The sequence below is a fragment of the Longimicrobium sp. genome, from assembly GCF_035474595.1.
Lineage (GTDB): Bacteria > Gemmatimonadota > Gemmatimonadetes > Longimicrobiales > Longimicrobiaceae > Longimicrobium.
The window spans coordinates 1-18,393 of the sequence record NZ_DATIND010000152.1; the positions used below are offsets into that span (position 1 = coordinate 1).

Annotated in this window: 3 protein-coding genes; all 3 read left to right on the forward strand. The window is 73.6% G+C overall.

Annotated features, from left to right (window positions below):
* Positions 1 to 455, forward strand: a 455-nt coding sequence (locus tag VLK66_RS26030; RefSeq protein WP_325312432.1) for a hypothetical protein, incomplete at its 5' end; no start/stop codon positions are given.
* Between the two features lie 844 nt (positions 456 to 1,299).
* Positions 1,300 to 8,148: a non-ribosomal peptide synthetase gene (locus VLK66_RS26035; RefSeq protein WP_325312433.1), complete on the forward strand. Its 6,849-nt coding sequence runs from the start codon at positions 1,300 to 1,302 to the stop codon at positions 8,146 to 8,148.
* A gap of 2 nt (positions 8,149 to 8,150) precedes the next feature.
* Entirely contained in the window at positions 8,151 to 18,332 is a 10,182-nt protein-coding gene (locus VLK66_RS26040; RefSeq protein ID WP_325312434.1) for a non-ribosomal peptide synthetase, read from the forward strand.
* The last annotated feature ends 61 nt before the right edge of the window (positions 18,333 to 18,393 follow it).

Here is an 18,393-nt window from a genome sequence, read left to right on the forward strand (position 1 = left end):
GTGCGCCGCCATCGGGGCGGCGCACGGACGCGGGCGAAAGGGCGATGAAGGACGCGATGCTGTACCTGGTCGTAGCCGTCGGGCTGCTCTGCGGGCTGGTGCTGGCCATGGACGCGTTGCCGCGCGCGGTGGCCGCGTTCCGGCGGCGGCGGCGGGCGCGCGGCGGGGCCTTCGGCGTGGTGGTGGACCGCGCGGGCACCGTGCTGGGCACCTACCTGGACCCCTTCGGCCACCCCTGGCGCACCCCGCGCGTGCACGACGCCGAGTCGCCGTGGGTTACGCCGGGCGCGGACGGGCAGGGGTGGGCGTGGGAGGGCTTCGGCGCCACCGAGGAGGAGGCGTACCTGTCCGCCAACCGCCTGCGCCGCCGCCACCTGCAGCTCTTCCCCTGGCTCCACGACGACCAGGACGGCGAGGTGTCGGAGTTCGGCGAGCCGTATCTGCCGCCGGGATGAACCGAGTCCCAAGTGCCAAGTGCCAAGTGCCAAGTGCCAAGTGCCAAGTGCCCGGGAACGACAAGCGTCGTCCCGGGCACTCGGCTTAGGGGTCATCCACCCCAACCCCGATCCCCCGCAGTGATGTCATCCTGCGCGTCCACGGAGGGGTGAAAGGGGACTCGGTCGTGAGCGCCGATGCCACGGAGTGAGCGGAACAGCCTCGCGCAGTTTGCGAGGCTTTCCGTAGTTGTTGCTGCGACTTCAGTCGCCGGTGATCGGCGGATACGCGCGGTATTCATCGCCCGGAACTGGAACCGTAACCGAATGTTTGGACCACAAGATTGCGGCGGATTCTGCATGTGGACAAAACATGCGTTTCGCCGGATGGTGATTTGACGCGCGCGGAGCGCTCCCTCAGGAGGATCGCATTGCGGCGCGGCGTGAGCCCTCCCGCGGATGGTGACAGAGTTGCCGCATGAGCGGCGAAAACCCGCGCCGGTGCTGGATTGTTAATGTCGTGCAGATTCAGGATGTTTGGTCAAACTACTACATTTTCCCGATCTCCCTCGTTAGATTGGCCGTGGAATTCCGGAGCACGAGCCTCGGACGGCGGGCGGCGGACACATGCCACGCCCGGCGCCCTCGGGAAGGTTTGCGTCCTGTGTGCTCCGGTTAACGGCTCGTTCGGATCTGCGCGGCCCTCCCCGCGCAGGTGATTCCCAGCCCCGAAGCGGGCGCGGCACGGCGCCCACTCTGTATACGTCACCACGCGTACGCCGCCGCGACCCTCCCTCGCGCAGTGCGCATCCGCCCCGGAACGGGGCATCCTGGGCACGCTCACCCGCAGGCCGAGGCAGCACCGGTGACTTCCGCCGCACCGCATCGCCCGCTTCCGTCCCCCGCGCCCGCCGCGGGGGAGGTCTGCGCGCACCATCTGTTCGCGGCGAGCGCGGCGGCCATGCCGGACGCGCCCGCGGTGGCGTTCGCGGGGGCGGAGGTGTCGTACGCGGAGCTGGACCGGCGCGCGGATGCGGTCGCCGCGCGGCTGCGGTCACTGGGCGTGCGGGCGGAGACGCGCGTGGGCGTGCTGATGGAGCGCGGGCCGGAGCTGGCGGCGGCGCTGCTGGGCGTGTGGAAGGCCGGCGGCGCGTACGTTCCGCTGGACCCCGAGTACCCGGCCGGGCGCATCGCGTACGTGCTGGAGGATGCGGGCGCCGCGGCGGTCCTGGCGCACGCGCCCACGCTCCATCTTCTCCCGGAGACGGGCGCGGCGGTGGTCGACGTGGACGGCATCGCGCCGGGGGAGGGCGACGGTTTCGTCGCGCCGGGCTTGCCGGCGGAGGCGCTGGCGTACGTCATCTACACCTCCGGCTCCACCGGCCGGCCGAAGGGCGTCGCCGTCTCGCACCGCTCGCTCGTCTCGCACAACCGCGCGGCCACCGCGCTGTTCGGCCTCACCGCGGCGGACCGCGTGGCGCAGATCGCGTCCATCGGCTTCGACATCTCCGTCGAGGAGATCTTTCCCACCTGGGCGGCGGGTGGCACGGTCGTCTTCCGCCCCGCCGGCGTCCCCACGCTCGGCCCCGGCTTCCTCGCGTGGATCGAGCGCGAGCGCATCTCCGTCCTCGATCTCCCGACCGCGCTCTGGCACGCGTGGGTGGCGGAGACCGGGGACGATTCGCATCTCCCCCCCTCCCTCCGCCTCGTCGTCGTCGGCGGCGAGAAGGCGCGGGCGGGCGCGCTGGCGGCATGGCGGCGCGTCGCCGGCGAGCGGGTGCGCTGGATCAACACGTACGGCCCGACGGAGGCGACGGTCACCGCGACGTCGTGGGAAGACAGGGGACAGGGAACAGGGGACAGGGAACAGGGGGAGATTCCCATCGGCAGCGCCATCGCGAACACGCGCTGCCTGGTGCTGGACGGCGAGCTGCGGCCGGTCGCGGAGGGCGAGCCCGGCGAGCTGTGCCTGGGCGGCGAGGGCGTCGCGCGCGGCTACCTGGGCCGCCCCGCGCTGACGGCGGAGCGCTTCGCTCCCGACCCGTTTTCTCGCGAAGGCGGGGCGCGGATGTACCGGACGGGCGACCGTGTGAGATGGTGCGAAAGTGCGAACGTGCGAGAGTGCGAAAGTAACTCACCGCGTGATGAGGCTTTCTCGCCCCCGACACCCGATCGCCCGACGCTCGCGCAACCCGCCGCAGGCCGCGCCGATCCCATCCCTCCCCCAGGCAGTTTTGGGGGAGGGACAGGCGAGGCACGAGCCAGGGAGAGGGCTCGCGGAGGCGAGGAAACGCGCGTGAATTCGCCCCGCGACGAACCCACTCTCGCACTCTCGCACTCTCGCACTTTCGCACTTCTCTTCCTCGGCCGCCTGGACGAGCAGGTGAAGATCGGGGGCTTCCGCGTGGAGCCGGGCGAGGTGGAGTCCGTCCTGGCCGGGCACGCGGACGTCGCGCACGCCGCGGTCGTGGCGCGCGACGACGGCACCGGGCGGACGCGGCTGGTCGCCTACGTCGTCCCGCGCGCGGAAGCGGCCGCGGACGAGGCGGGGCTGCGGCGGTGGCTGCGCGCGCGGCTCCCCGGCTACATGGTGCCCTCCGCCATCGTGCGGCTGGACGCGCTGCCGCTGACGGCGCACGGCAAGATCGACCGCCGCGCGCTCCCCGCGCCCGCCGCGCTGCTGCCGCTGGAGGGCGATGCGTCGCCAGTGGGGGAGACGGAGCGCGAGCTGGCGGAGATCTGGGCCGAGGTGCTGGCCGCGCCGCGGATCGGCGCGGGGGACGACTTCTTCGACCTGGGCGGCCACTCGCTGCTGGGGATGCAGGTGCTGTCGCGCGTGCGGCAGCGCTGGGGCGTGGAGCTGCCGGTCCGCGCGCTCTTCGACGCGCCGACGCCAGCCGCGCTCGCCGCGCGCATCGACGCGGCGCGAGGGCGGCCCGTAGTCCCCCAGCCGCCGCTGCGGCCGGTGCTGCGCGACCAGCCGCTCCCGCTCTCGTTCGCGCAGCAGCGCCTCTGGTTCCTGCACCAGATGGAGCCCGAGAGCCCGTTCTACAACATCCCCGCCGGCGTCCGCCTCACCGGCGCGCTGGATGTGGACGCGCTCCGCCGCGCGCTCGGCGAGATCGTCCATCGCCACGAATCGCTGCGGACCACGTTCGCGGCGACGGCGGACGGGTCGGTGCAGGTCGTTCACCCACAAGGGGATAGGGGACAGGGGACGGGGGACGGGGAGCACGGCGGGTTCCATCTCCCGGTCTACGATCTGCGCGCGGATCCCGATGCGGAGGCAGAGGCGCGGCGGATCGCGCGGATGGAGGCGGAGACGCCGTTCGACCTGACGCGCGACCTGCTGCTGCGCGCGGTGCTCGTCCGCGTCGCCGAGGACGAGCATCTGCTGGTGCTCAATCTCCATCACGTCGCGGGGGACGGGTGGTCCGTCGGCGTGCTCTTCCGCGAGCTGGCGGCGCTGTACGCGGCGTTCCGCGCGGGTGAGCCGTCTCCGCTCCCCGACCTTCCCGTGCAGTACGCGGATTTCGCGGTGTGGCAGCGCGAATGGCTGCGCGAGGAGGTGCTGGAGGCGCAGCTCGCGTACTGGCGCGGCCGCCTCGCCGGCGCGCCCGCGGTGCTGGAGCTGCCGACGGACCGTCCGCGTCCGGCCACGCAGAGCTACCGCGGCGCCGTCGTCCCCTTCGACGTCCCCGCAGGGCTGGCGGCGCGGCTGCGCGAGGCGGCGCGGCGCGCGGACGCCACGCCGTTCATGGTGCTGCTGGCGGGCTTCGGGCTCCTCATCCACCGCCTCAGCGGCCGCGACGACGTGGTGGTCGGCTCGCCCATCGCGGGGCGCGTGCGGCGCGAGGTGGAGGGGATGATCGGGTTCTTCGTGAACACGATGGCGCTGCGCACCGACCTCTCCGGCGACCCCTCGTTCGCGCGGCTGATCGCGCGGGTGCGGGAGACGACGCTGGACGCGTACGCGCACCAGGACCTGCCGTTCGAGCGCGTGGTCGAGGAGCTGCAGCCGGAGCGGACGCTCAGCCGCAACCCGCTGTTCCAGGTGGCGTTCGCGCTGCAGAACGTGGCGATGGAGCCGGTGGACGCGCCCGGCGTGCGGCTGCGGCTGGAGGACGTGGACAGCGGCACCAGCAAGTTCGACCTCTTCCTGGAGATGCTGGAGGAGGGCGGCCGCCTCCGCGGAAACCTGGAGTACGCGACGGATCTCTGGGAGCGCGCGTCGGCCGAGCGGATGGTGTCGCTCTTCATGCGCCTGCTGGAGGAGATGGTTGGCGATGCAAACCGCCCCATCTCCGCCGCGGGGCTGCTGACCGATGCGGCGCGAACCGAGCTGCTCGCGATCGGAGGCGAGACGGCGCGCGCCTATCCGCGCGATTCCACCATCCCCGCGCGCTTCGCGGCGATCGCCGCCGCGTGCCCGGACGCCGTCGCCGTCGCGTGGGACGGCGGCGCGATGTCGTACGCGGAGCTGGACGCGCGCTCCAATCGTCTCGCGCACCACCTGATCGCGCACGGCGTCGGCCCGGACGCGCCCGTCGCGCTGCTGGCGGAGCGCTCGCCGGAGCTGGTCGTCGCCATCCTCTCGATCCTGAAGGCGGGCGGTGCCTACGTCCCCCTCAACCCCAAATATCCCCGCAGCCGCATCGCGCTGATGCTGGAGGATTGCGGCGCGCGGCTCGTGATCACCGACGGTCCGCGGGAGATGGGGCGCGCGGGGATGACGGTCGTGCGGCTGGACACGGACGCGGCGGCGATTGCGTCCCGACCGGCCGATGCGCCGCGTGTCGCCATCGATGCGGAGAACGCGGCGTACGTCATCTACACGTCGGGGTCGACAGGGCGGCCGAAGGGGGTGGTGGTGCCGCATCGCGCGGTGCTGCGGCTGGTGATCGGGAACGGCTTCGCCGAGATGGGCGCGGACCAGACGTGGCTCCAACTGGCCCCTGTAGCGTTCGACGCGAGCACGCTGGAGCTGTGGGCGCCGCTGCTGAACGGCGGCCGGCTGGCGCAGTATCCCCCCATCGAGGTGGACCCGGCGGAACTGGGTGCGTTCATCCGGCGGCAGGGCGTCACCGGCGCGTGGCTCACCGCTGGCCTCTTCCACGCGATGGTGGACGTCGCGCCCGACGCCATCTTCGCGCTGCGCCAGCTCCTGGCGGGCGGCGACGTCCTTTCCGCGCCGCACGTGCGCCGGGTGCTGGAATCGGCGCCGCATCTGTGCCTCATCAACGGCTACGGGCCCACCGAGAACACGACGTTCTCCTGCTGCCGCACCATCGTCGCGGCGGACGTGGCGTGCGCGTCCATCCCCATCGGCACGCCCATCTCCAACAGCACCGCGTACGTTCTGGACGAGCGGATGCGCCCCGTCCCTCCCGGCATCCCCGGCGAGCTGTACGTGGGCGGCGACGGCCTGGCGCGCGGCTACCTGGGCGCCCCCGCGCTGACGGCCGAGCGCTACGTCCCGCACCCGTTCAGCGACGTGCCCGGCGCGCGTCTGTACCGCACCGGCGACCGGGTGAGATGGTGCGAAAGTGCGAAAGTGCGAGAGTGCGAAAGTAACTCAACGCGCGGTGGCGCCTTTTCTCCTCCGACACTCCAGCACCCGACGCTTACGCAATCAGTTGCAGGCCCCGCCGATCCCGTCCCTCCCCCAGGCAGTTTTGGGGGAGGGAAAGGCGAGGGACGAGCCAGGGAGAGGGCCCGCGGAGCCGAGGAAACGCGCCCGGATTCGTCCGGCGACGAGTCCACTCTCGCACTTTCGCACTCTCGCACTTTCGCACTTCAGTTCCTCGGCCGCATCGACGAGCAGGTCAAAATTCGCGGCTACCGCATCGAGCCCGGCGAGGTCGCGGCGGTGCTGGAGCGCAGCCCGCTCGTGGCGCGCGCCGCCGTCCACGTGCGCGAGGACGCGCCGGGGGAGAAGCGCCTCGCCGCCTACGTCATCCCCGCGAAGCGCGAAACCGTCAGCGGCACGGAAGATGGGGAGACGGCGGACAGGCAGGTGCGGCAGTGGGAGACGCTGTTCGACGACGTCTACACCGGCTCGCGGGGGACGGAAGCGGGGGACGAGACCTTCGACATCGTCGGCTGGAACAGCTCGTACACCGGCCAGCCCATCCCCGCGGCCGAGATGCGCGAGTGGGTGGATGCCACCGTGGACCGCATCCGCGCGCTCCATCCGCGCCGCGTGCTGGAGATCGGCGTCGGCACCGGGCTCCTCCTCTTCCGCGTCGCCCCGTCCGCCGCGGAGTACGTGGGGACGGACATCAGCGCGCAGGCGCTGGCGCGGCTGGAGGATCGCATCCGCCGCGCGGACGATCTCCCGCCCGTGCGCCTGCTGCAGCGCGAGGCGGCGGAGTTCGGCGGCATCGGCGGAGGGTTCGACACCGCGATCCTGAACTCCGTCTGCCAGTACTTCCCCGGCGCGGAATATTTCGCGGAAGTCGTTGCCCGAACGATGGATGCGCTGGCGGACGGCGGCGCCTTCCTCATCGGCGACGTGCGCGGCCTGTGGACGCTGGACGCCTTCCGCACCGCCATCGAGTTCGACGGCGCGGACGGCTCCGTCCCCACGCACGACCTGCGGCAGCGCGCGCGGCGGATCGTGGAGGAGGAAGAGGAGCTGGTGGTGGAGCCCGACTTCTTCCGCGCGCTCCGCCGCCGCATCCCCCGCATCGGGCGCGTGGAGACGCGGATCAAGCGCGGCGCGCACCACAACGAGCTCACCCGCCACCGCTTCGACGTCGTCCTCCGCGCCGGCCCGTCCCCCGAACTCCCCGCCGCGCCGGCGATGGAGTGGGATGCGGCGCTCTCCATCTCCCGGATCGAATCCATCCTCCGCGCCGATCCCGCATCCCCGCTCGCCGTCCTCGGCATCCCCGACGCGCGGCTGTGGCGGGAGATGCGGATCGTGGAGGTGCTGGAGATGGAGGACGGCCCCGCCACCGTGGCCGAGGCGCGCGCGCTGCTGGACGCCGAGCCGTCGCCCGCCATCGACCCCGAAGTGCTGTGGAGGTTGGGAGATACGCTCGGCCTCGCGGTTGACGTCCGCCACGCGGGCCCGCAGGCGCCGGGGCGCATCGACGCGCTCTTCCGCCGCGTGGACGATGCCGCCCGCTTCCCCGAGCGGCCGCTGGCGGAGAAGGAGCTGATTGGCTTCGCCAACGACCCGCTCCGGGCGGTGCAGGCGCGCGATCTGGTGCCGCGGCTGCGCGCGTGGCTGAAGGAGCAGCTCCCCGATCACATGGTGCCATCGGCGGTGGTGGTGATGGACGCCTTCCCGCTGACGCCGAACGGGAAGGTGGACCGCCGCGCCCTTCCCGCGCCCGAGCCGGTGCGGCTGGGCGGCGCGGATGTGGGCACGGAGCCGCGGACGGAGACGGAACGGCGGATCGCGGAGATCTGGGCCGAGGTGCTGCGGCTGGAGCGCGTCTTCGTGGACGACAACTTCTTCGACCTGGGCGGGCACTCGCTCCTGGCCACGCAGCTGGCGACACGGGTGCGCGAGGGGTTCGGCATCTCGCTCCCCCTGCACCGCATCTTCGAGGCGCCGACCGTCGCCGCGCTGGCCGCGGTCGTGGACGGCGAGCGCGACGAGGTGCTGGCGGGGCTGATGGACGAGCTGGACGGCCTGAGCGACGACGAGGTGCGCGCGCTCCTGGCGGCCGAAGAGAGCGGCGCGGCCGCGGCGGGGGATTGACGATGGCCGACGTCGCCAACCGCCTGCAGGAGCTTTCCCCCGAGCGGCGCCGGCTGCTGGAGCTGCGGCTGCGGATGCAGCGCGAGCAGGCGGCCGGCCCGGAGCTGCGTCCGCGCGCGCGGCCGGACGGCACCGCGCCGCTCAGCTACGCGCAGGCGCGGCTCTGGGTGCTGGAACGGATGGACCCCGGCAGCGCCGCGTACAACATGCCGCATCCGCTCCGCATCCGCGGGGATCTGGACGCGGCGGCGCTGGCCCGCGCGCTGGATGCGCTCCGCGCGCGCCACGAGACGCTGCGGACGACGATCGCCGAGCGGGACGGCGAGCCGGTGCAGGTCATAGGGGACATCGTAGGGGACAGGGGACAGGCGACAGGGGATAGGGGGAACGGCGGGAGGGCGGCGCACCTGCCGCTCGTCGATTTGTCCGGTTTGTCCGACGCCGCGCGGGAGGCGGAGGTGCGGCGGCGGATCGATGCGGACGCGAATACCGGGTTCGACCTGGTCGCGGGGCCGCTGGTGCGCGCGTCGCTGCTGCGGCTGGCGGCGGACGAGCACGTGCTGCTGCTGTGCATGCACCACGTCGTGAGCGACGGATGGAGCATGGGCGTGTTCGCGCGCGAGCTGGGCGAGCTGTACGCCGCCGGGCGCGACGGGCGCGATCTGAAGATGCCGCCGCTGGCCGTGCAGTACGCGGACTTCGCGGCGTGGCAGCGCGAGCATCTCCAGGGCGCGGTGCTGGAGCGGCTGTCGGCGTTCTGGCGCGATGCGCTGGAGGGCGCGCCGCCCGCGCTCGACCTCCCCACCGACCACCCCCGCCCCCCGGCTGAGAGCCACCGCGGCCGCACGCTGAAGACGCGCATCGAACCCGCCACCGCGAACCGGCTTCGCGAGCTGGCGCGGAACGAGGGCGCGACGCCGTTCAACGTGCTCGCCGCCGCCGTGCGCGCCACGCTGGCGCGGTACGCGGGGCAGGACGACGTGGTGCTGGGGACACCGGTCGCGAACCGGACAAGGAGCGAGCTGGAGGGGCTGATCGGCTTCTTCGTGAACACGCTGCCGCTGCGGCTGCGCATTGATCCCGGCGAGAGCTTCCGCGCGCTGGTGCGGCGCGAGAGGGACGTGGCGCTCGCCGCGTTCAACCACCAGGACCTGCCGTTCGACCGCATCGTCGAGGCGCTGCGGCTGCCGCGCGACCCCGCGCGCAACCCCGTGTTCCAGGCGATGGTGACGCTGCAGAACGCGCGGATGGAGCCGGTGGCGCTCGGCGGCGTGGAGATCGCCCCGCTCGCGCCCGAGTACGACACGGCCAAGTTCGACCTCACCTTCGACCACTACGACGAGGACGACGGCGCCCTCCGCGTGGAGGTCGAGTGGGCGACGGACCTGTGGGACGCGGCGACGATCGAGCACCTGGCCGCGCGTTACGGGACGCTGCTGGACTCCGCGCTGCGGCGGCCGGACACCCCCGCGGGCGACCTCCCGCTCGTCTCCGGCCCCGAGCGCGCGGAACTGCTGCGGCTCTCCGCCGGGCCGGAGGCGGCGAGCGATCCCTCGCTCACGCTGCACGCGCTGTTCGAGGCGCAGGCGGCGCGCACCCCGGCGGCCACCGCGGTGACGTTCGAGGGTGAATCGCTGACCTACGCGGAGATGGATGGCCGCGCCAACCAGCTCGCGCATCTCCTCCGCGCGCGGGGCGTGGGGATGGAGACGCCGGTGGCGGTGATGATGGAGCGCTCGCTGGAGATGGTGGTTGCGCTCTACGGCATCCTGAAGGCGGGCGGATTCTTCATCCCCATCGACCCCGAGTACCCGGCGGATCGCATCGCGTGGATGCTGGAGGATTGCGCGGCGCGGCTGGTGCTGACGCAGGAGCGCTGGATCGCGCATCTCCCCGCGTCTCCCGAATCCATCGCGCTGGACGCGGCGGGCGTGCTGGACGGCTTCGACGCGGCGCCCGTCCTCGCAACGGCGGACGCGGACGCGCTGGCGTACGTCATCTACACCTCCGGATCGACCGGCCGCCCCAAAGGCGCCGGGAACGCGCACCGCGGCATCGTCAACCGCGTGCTGTGGATGCTGGACGCGATCCCGCTGCGCGCCGACGACGTGGTGCTGCAGAAGACGCCGTTCACCTTCGACGTCGCGCTGTGGGAGTTCTTCTGCCCGCTCGCGGCCGGCGCGCGCCTCGCCGTCCTCGCGCCCGGCGCGCACCGCGACCCCGCGCGGGTGACGGAGATGGTCGCGCGCGAGGGGGTGACGGCGCTGCACTTCGTCCCTTCGATGATGCAGCTCTGGCTGGACGAAGCGGATCCCGCGCGCGTCCCGACGATCCGCCGCGTAACCGCCAGCGGCGAAGCGATTTCCGCGGAGCTGCGCGACCGCTTCTTCGCGCGCTTTCCCGCCATCGAGCTGCACAACCTGTACGGCCCCACCGAGGCCGCCGTCGAGGTCACCTGGCACCGGTGCGCGCCGGGCGAGGGCGCCACCGTCCCCATCGGCCGCCCCGTCGCGAACACGCGCATCCACGTGCTGGACGGGCGCGGCCACCCGTGCCCGAGCGGCGTCCCCGGCGAGCTGCACATCGCCGGCGTCCAGGTGGCGCGCGGGTACTGGCGCCGCCCGGCGCTGACGGCGGAGCGCTTCGTCCCCGACCCGTTCGGAGCGGCGGGCGCGCGCATGTACCGCACGGGAGACCGGGCGAGATGGTGCGAAAGTGCGACAGTGCGAGAGTGCGAAAGTAACGGTCCGGCACTCCAGCATCCGACGCTCACGCAATCGGTGACAGGCCCCGCGAACCCCGTCCCTCCCCCAGGCAGTTTTGGGGGAGGGACAGGCGAGGAACGAGCCAGGGAGAGGGCCGCCGAAGGCGCGGACACGCACTCTCGTACTCTCGCACTGGAGTACCTGGGCCGCTTCGACTTCCAGGTGAAGATCCGTGGCGTGCGCGTCGAGCTGGGGGAGATCGAGTCCGCGCTCGCGGCCGACGCGTCCGTGCGCGAGGCGGTGGTGGTGGCGCGCGGGGCGGGGAACGAGGCGCAGCTGGTCGCGTATGTCGTGGCCGCGCGGGAGCGGGGGATCGCGGTGGAGGCGCTGCGCGAACGGCTCGCGCGGACGCTGCCACCGTACATGGTGCCCGCCGCGTTCGTGGAGATGGCCGCGCTGCCGCTCACCTCCAGCGGCAAGGTGGATCGCAAGGCGCTCCCCGCGCCCGCCACGCCCTCCGCCGATGCCCACGCCGCGCCGCGCACGCCGGGCGAGGAGGTGCTGGCCGGCATCTGGTCGCGCGTCCTCCGCGCCGAGCGCGTGGGGATCGACGACGACTTCTTCCTGCTCGGCGGGCAGTCGCTGCTGGCGACGCAGGTGGTGTCGCGCATCCGTGGCGCGTTCGGAGTGGAGGTGCCGTTGCGCGCGGTGTTCGAGGCGCCGACCGTCCGCCGCCTGGCCGCGCGGATCGAGGCGCTGCGCGGCACGGGCGAGGCGCCGCTCCCGCCCGTCGTCCCCACGGATCGCGGCGGGGCGATGCCGCTTTCGTTCGCGCAGGAGCGGACGTGGTTCCTGGAGCGGATGGAGCCCGAAGCGGGCGCGTACAACATGCCCGTCCGCATCCGCCTGCGCGGCGAGATCGACGCGCAGGCGCTGCGGTGCGCGCTGGAAACCGTGGTCCATCGCCACGAGGCGCTGCGGACGCGAATCCGCGAGGAAAACGGCCTCGCCACGCAGACGGTCGCCCCGCCGGAGCCTCTCCATCTCCCGCTGGTGGAAGCAGATGGCGAGGCCGCGGCGATGCGGGTGCTGGACGAGGAGGCGTGGCGCCCGATCGACCTGGAGCGCGGCCCCACGCTCCGCGCGCTCCTCGTCCGCATCGTGGCCGAGGACGAGCGCGTAAGCGAGGCCGGCGCCGACGCCGGGTCACTCTCGCACTCTCGCACTCTCGCACTTTCGCACCCCGTTCCCGAGCACGTGCTCGCGCTGAACGTGCACCACGCGCTCGCCGACGGCTGGTCGCTCGGCATCATCCTGCGCGAGGCGTCGGCGGCGTACGAGACGATCGCGCGCGGCGAGGAGCCGGAGCTGCCGCCCGTCTCCCTCCAGTACGGCGACTTCGCGGCGTGGCAGCGGGCGCATCTCACCCCCGAGCGCATCGCGGTGGAGGCGCGCTGGTGGCGCGAACGGCTCGCCGGCGCGCCGCCGCTGCTGGAGCTGCCGACCGATCGTCCGCGTCCCGCGCGCCGCGCCCACCGCGGCGCCGCGCTGACCTTCCATCTCCCCCTCGATCTCGTGGCGCGGGTCCACGCGCTGGCGGCGGAGGAGGGCGCGACCGCGTTCATGGCGCTGCTGGCCGGCTGGCAGGCGCTGCTGGGGCGGCTTTCGGGGCAGGAGGACGTTGTCGTCGGGACCCCGCAGGCGGGGCGCGCGCGGGCGGAGACGGAGGGGATCGTCGGCCTGTTCGTGAACATGCTGGCGCTGCGCGGCGACCTGTCCGGCGACCCGCCGTTCCGGGCGCTATTGGCGCGGGCGCGAGAGGCCACGCTGGGCGCGTTCGCGCACGCCGAGCTGCCGTTCGAGAAGCTGGTCGAGGCGCTGGAGACCGAGCGCTCGCTCAGCCATGCGCCCGTCTTCCAGGCCATGTTCACGCTGCACAGCCAGGAGACGGGGTGCCTGGCGCTCCCCGGGGTTTCCGCGTCTTTCGGCGAGATCGGCGAGCGCGCGGCCAAGCTGGACCTGTCGCTGAACCTGGAGGCCACGGCGGGTGGGGGGATGGAGGGCGTCCTCGAATACGCCACCGACCTCTTCGACGCTGTCACGGCAGAGCGGATCGCCGCGCGTTTCGCGACGCTGATGCAGGCATTCGCCGCCGATCCCGACGCGCGCATCTCGGCCGCATCCGCGCTGCTGCCGGGCGAGCGCGAGCGGCTGCTGGCCTGGGGCGACGGGGGAGACGCGGCGCCGTTCGTCGCCACGCACCAGCTCGTCTCCGCCGCCGCGCAGTTGAGGCCCGATACGGCCGCGTTGCGGTTCGGGGAGATGGAGATCGGCTATGGGGAGATGGAGCGCCGCGCGGGTGCACTGGCCGCGGTCCTGCGCGAGGCGGGCGTGCGCGCCGGCGTCCCCGTGGCGGTGATGCTGGAGCGCGGGCCGGAGCAGGTGATCGCCGCGCTGGCGGCGTGGAAGGCGGGCGGCGCGTTCCTCCCCATCGACCCCGCGTACCCGGCCGGGCGGCGCGCGTACATGCTGGCCGACAGCGGCGCGCGCGTCCTCCTCACCAGCGGAAAGCTGGCGGACGGGCTCGACACCGGCGCCGCGCGCGTGATCGACATCGCCGGCGCGGACGCACGCGAGCCGGTGGATGCGAGCGACGCCGATCCCGCCACCCTCGCGTACGTCATCTACACCTCCGGCTCCACCGGGCGGCCGAAGGGGGTGGAGGTCTCGCACGGCGCGCTGGCCAATCTCCTTGCCGCGACGCGCAATGCGTTCGGCGTCCGCGCGGGCGACGTGATGCCGGCGCTGGCCTCGTTCGCCTTCGACATCTGGCTCTTCGAGGCCGTCCTGCCGCTCACCGCGGGCGCCACCGTGCGCATCGTGAGCCGCGAGCGCGTGCTGGACGCCGCCGCGCTGGCCGAGGACGCGGCGGACGCCACGCTGCTGCACGCCGTCCCCGCACTGATGCGCGAGGTGGCGCGTGCGGGGCGGCTTCCGCGGCTGCGGCGCACCTTCGTCGGCGGCGACCGGGTCCCCGCCGACCTGGCGGCGGAGATGCGTGCCGCCTTCCCATCCGCCGAAACCCACATCCTTTACGGCCCCACGGAGGGGACGATCCTCGCCTCCGCGCACGCCGTCCCCGCGGACGCGCGCGTGGACGGGCACCCGATCGGACAGCCGTTCGCCGGCGTGCGCCTGTACGTCTGCGACCCGGCCGGCGGCCTGCAGCCCCCCGGCGTCGCCGGCGAGCTGCTGATCGGCGGCGCGGGCGTGGCGCGCGGCTACCTGGGCCGCGCGGCGCTCACTGCGGAGAAGTTCACGCCCGACCCATTCGGAGCGCCGGGAGGGAGGCTGTATCGCACGGGAGACCGCGCGAGATGGTGCGAAAGCGCGAAAGTGCGAGAGTGCGAAAGTAACCACCCGGCACACCCGCATCCGACGCTCGCGCCGGTGGATGCAGGCCGCGCCGATTCCGTCCCTCCCCCAGGCAGTTTTGGGGGAGGGACAGGCGAGGAACGAGCCAGGGAGAGGGCCCGCGGAGCCGAGGAAACACTCGCTGCCGAGCCTCGCGATGAGTCCACTTTCGCACTTTCGCACTCTCGCACTTTCGCACCTTCTCGTACTTTCGCACTTCAGTTCCTGGGTCGATCCGACAACCAGGTGAAGGTCCGCGGCTTCCGCATCGAGCCGGGCGAGGTGGAGGCGGCGCTCGCGGACCAACGCGGCGTGCTCGAGGCGGTGGTGATGGTTCGCGCCTCCGCGACGGGCGAGCCGCGCCTGCTCGGGTGGGTGACGCCGCGTCCCGAATCGGCCATCGACGGCACGACGCTGCGGGCGGCGCTCCGGCGCACGCTCCCCGAGCACATGGTGCCGGCGGAGGTGACGGTCCTCGACGCCTTCCCGCTTACGCCCAACGGCAAGGTCGACCGTGCCGCCCTCCCCGAGCCCGGCCGTACCGCATCCGCCGCCGACGCCGTGCCGCGCACGCCGACCGAAAAGGCGCTGGCGGAGGTGTGGCGCGAGGTGCTGGGCGTCGATCACGTCGCGCGCGGGGATGGGTTCTTCGCGCTGGGCGGGCACTCGCTGCTGGCGGCGCGCACGGTGTCGCGGATCCGCGGCGAGCTGGGCGTCGACCTCCCGCTCCGCGACCTGTTCGACGCGCAGACGCTGGAGACGCTCGCCGCGCGCATCGACGCGGAGCGCGCCGGCGCGGGAGGCGTGGCGGACGAGCCGATCGCCCGCGTGCCGCGCGACCGGCCGCTGGCGCTCTCGTTCGCGCAGGAGCGGCTCTGGTTCCTCGATCGCCTGGTTCCCGGCGGCACCGCGTACAACCTGCCGATGCTGCTGCGCCTCCGCGGCCCGCTGGACCGCGATGTCCTCGCCCGCGCGCTGACCGAAATCGTGCGGCGGCACGAGGCACTGCGCACCGTCTTCGCGCGCACGGACGCCGGGCCGGTGCAGGTCATCCATCCCCCCGCGCCCGTCCATCTCCCCTTCACCGACCTGTCGCGCGAGGCCGATCCCCAGGCGGCGTTGCGGGGGGAGATGGATCGCGATGCGTCGACCCCGTTCGACCTGGAGCGCGGGCCGCTTCTCCGTCTCCATCTCCTCCGCCTGGGCGACGACGAGCACGCGCTGCTGGTGACGCTGCACCACGTGGCCGGAGACGCGTGGAGCCTGGAGCGTTTCTACGCCGAGCTGACGGCGCTCTACGGCGCGTTCGCGGCGGGGCGGCCCTCGCCGCTGGACGACCTTCCGGTGCAGTACGCGGACTTCGCGGCGTGGCAGCGAGGGTGGCTGGCGGGCGACCGGCTCCGCGCGCAGACGGCGTACTGGGCGCGGAAGCTGGCCGGCGCTCCGGTGCTGGAGCTCCCCGCCGACCGCCCGCGCCACGGCCTGCCGACGCTCGCCGCGGGGCACGTGGAGACCGTGCTCCCGGTGGCCGATGCCGAGCGGATCGAAGCGGCCGCGCGCGTGGAGGGGGCGACGCCGTTCATGGCGTATCTGGCCCTCTACTGCGCGCTGCTGGCGCGGTGGAGCGGGGAGGACGACGTGGTGGCCGGCTCCGCCGTGGCGGGGCGGACGCGGGCGGAAACGGAGCCGCTGATCGGCTTCTTCGTGAACGCGCTGGCGCTGCGGACGGACCTCTCCGGCGATCCCACCTTCCGCGAGCTGCTGCGGCGCGTGCGCGAGACCACGCTGGAGGCGTACGCGCACCAGGACGTGCCCTTCGAGAAGGTGATCGAGTCGCTGAAGCTGGAGCGCGCGCTCGGCCGCCATCCGCTTACGCCCGCGTCGTTTACGCTGCACCACGAACGCCCCGTCCCCCAGCCGCCCGGGCTGGCGGTGACGGTGGACGCGGACGCGGGCGACACCGGCGCGGCCAAGGCCGAGCTGACGCTGGGGATCGTGCGCGGCGAGGGCGCGGCGCGCTGCTCGTGGGAGTACGCCGCCGACCTCTTCGACGCGGCGACGATCGAGCGCGTCGCCGGCCGATTCGCGGCGCTGGCGCGCGGGGCGGCGGCCGATCCGGACGCGCGGATCTCCGCGCTGGTGGCCCGCGCGGAGGCCGGCGAGCGGCGGCAGGTGCTGGCGTGGGGCGTGGCCGAGGCGCCGTATCCCCGCCGCCCCATCCACCGGCTCGTGGCCGAGCAGGCGGCGCGGACGCCGGACGCGGTCGCGCTCTCCCGCGGCGCCGAGCGGATGACGTATTCGGAGCTGGACGCCGCCGCCAGCCGCCTCGCGCGCCTTCTCGTCCTTCGCGGCGTCGGCCCCGAGAGCCGCGTCGGCATCGCCGCGGACCGCATGGCGGGGACGATCGTCGCGGTGCTGGGGGTGCTGAAGGCGGGCGGCGCGTACCTCCCCCTGGACCCGGCGTACCCGCCGCAGCGGCTGCGCTACATGCTGGACGATTCGGGCGTCCGCACCGTCGTCGCGCCCTCCGCCGCCTCCGCGTCCACGCTGCCGCTGGACGGCATCGGCGTGGTGGCGCTGGACGCGGAGGCGGACGCGCTCGCGGCGCTTTCGCCGGACGATCCCGGCGTGGAGGTGGACGCGGACAACCTCGCGTACGTCATCTACACCTCCGGCTCCACCGGGCTGCCGAAGGGCGTGCTCGTGCCCCATCGCGGCATCCCCAACCTGATCGGCGCGCAGGTCCGCCGCTGGGGCGTCGGCGCGCGGAGCCGCGTGCTGCAGTTCGCCACCTTCGCCTTCGACGCGGCGGTGATCGACGTCTTCACCGCGCTCACCACGGGCGCCACGCTGGTCCTGGCCGCGCGCGAGGAGCTGCTTGCGGGCGCGCCGCTCATCGAGCTGCTGCGCCGCGAGCGCATCACCGACGTCACCCTCCCGCCGTCGCTGCTGGCGGTGCTTCCGGACGCGGACCTTCCCGACCTGCGCACGCTCATCTCCGCGGGCGAGGCGGTGAGCCCGGCGGTGGTCGCGCGCTGGTCGCGCAGGCGCGAGATGTACGATGCGTACGGGCCCACGGAGATCACCGTCGCCGTCACCACCGGCCGGCTGGCGGCGGACGGGCCGCCGGCGCTGGGCCGCCCGCTGGAGAACGTGCGCGCGTACGTCCTGGACGCCCGGATGCAGCCGGTGGGCGTGGGGATTCCGGGCGAGCTGTACGTGGGCGGGCCGGGGGTGACGCGCGGCTATCAGGGCCAGCCGGGGCGCACCGCGGCGGCGTATCTCCCCGATCCGTTCGCGCCGCATCCGGGCGCGCGGATGTACCGCACCGGCGACCGCGTGCGCTGGCTGGACGACGGGCGGCTGCGGTTCCTGGGGCGGATGGACGCGCAGGTGAAGGTGCGCGGATTCCGCATCGAGCCCGGCGAGATCGCCTCCGTCCTCGCGATGGCCGATGGGGTGCGCGACGCGGTCGTCGTGCTCCGCGGCCAATCCCCCGACGCCCGCCTCGTCGCCTACGTCGTCCCCGATTCTCCTCCGGACTCCGATCTCCCGAACAGCGGGAAAAGCGGGGAGACGGGAGATGGAGATGCGTTCGCCGAGCGCCTGCGCGAGCATCTGCGCGCGCGCGTTCCCGAGCACATGATCCCGAGCGCGATCGTGCCGCTGGATGCGCTGCCGCTGCTGCCGAACGGGAAGATCGACCGCGCGCGCCTCCCCGATCCTCCCGCGCCATCGGGCGGCGCCGCGCCGCGCGGGGAGGTGGAGCGCACGGTGGCCGCGGCGTGGCGCCATGTGCTCGCGGTCGATGACGTCGGCGTGAACGACAACTTCTTCGAGGTGGGCGGCCACTCGCTGCTCGCCGCGCGGCTGCAGGAGGCGCTGGAGAAGGCGCTCGGCCGCGAGATTCCCCTCGTCGACCTCTTCCGCCGCCCCACCATCCGCTCCTTCGCCGCCGCGCTGGACGCAGACGCCGCGAACGACGGGGCGGCCGCGGAGCCAGCGGCGGCGAAGCGGGGCGATGAGCGGGGCGCGGCGCGGCGGGCGGTGGTGCGGCGGCGGTAGCGGAGACTCAGCGCGGGGACGGAGGGCGGCTCGATCCCGCCGCATCGCGCCCTCTCCGGCC

Coding starts and splice junctions, on each gene's coding strand:
- VLK66_RS26040 (WP_325312434.1), top strand. CDS start 8,151: ATGGCCGACGTCGCCAACCGCCTGCAGGAGCTTTCCCCCGAGCGGCGC.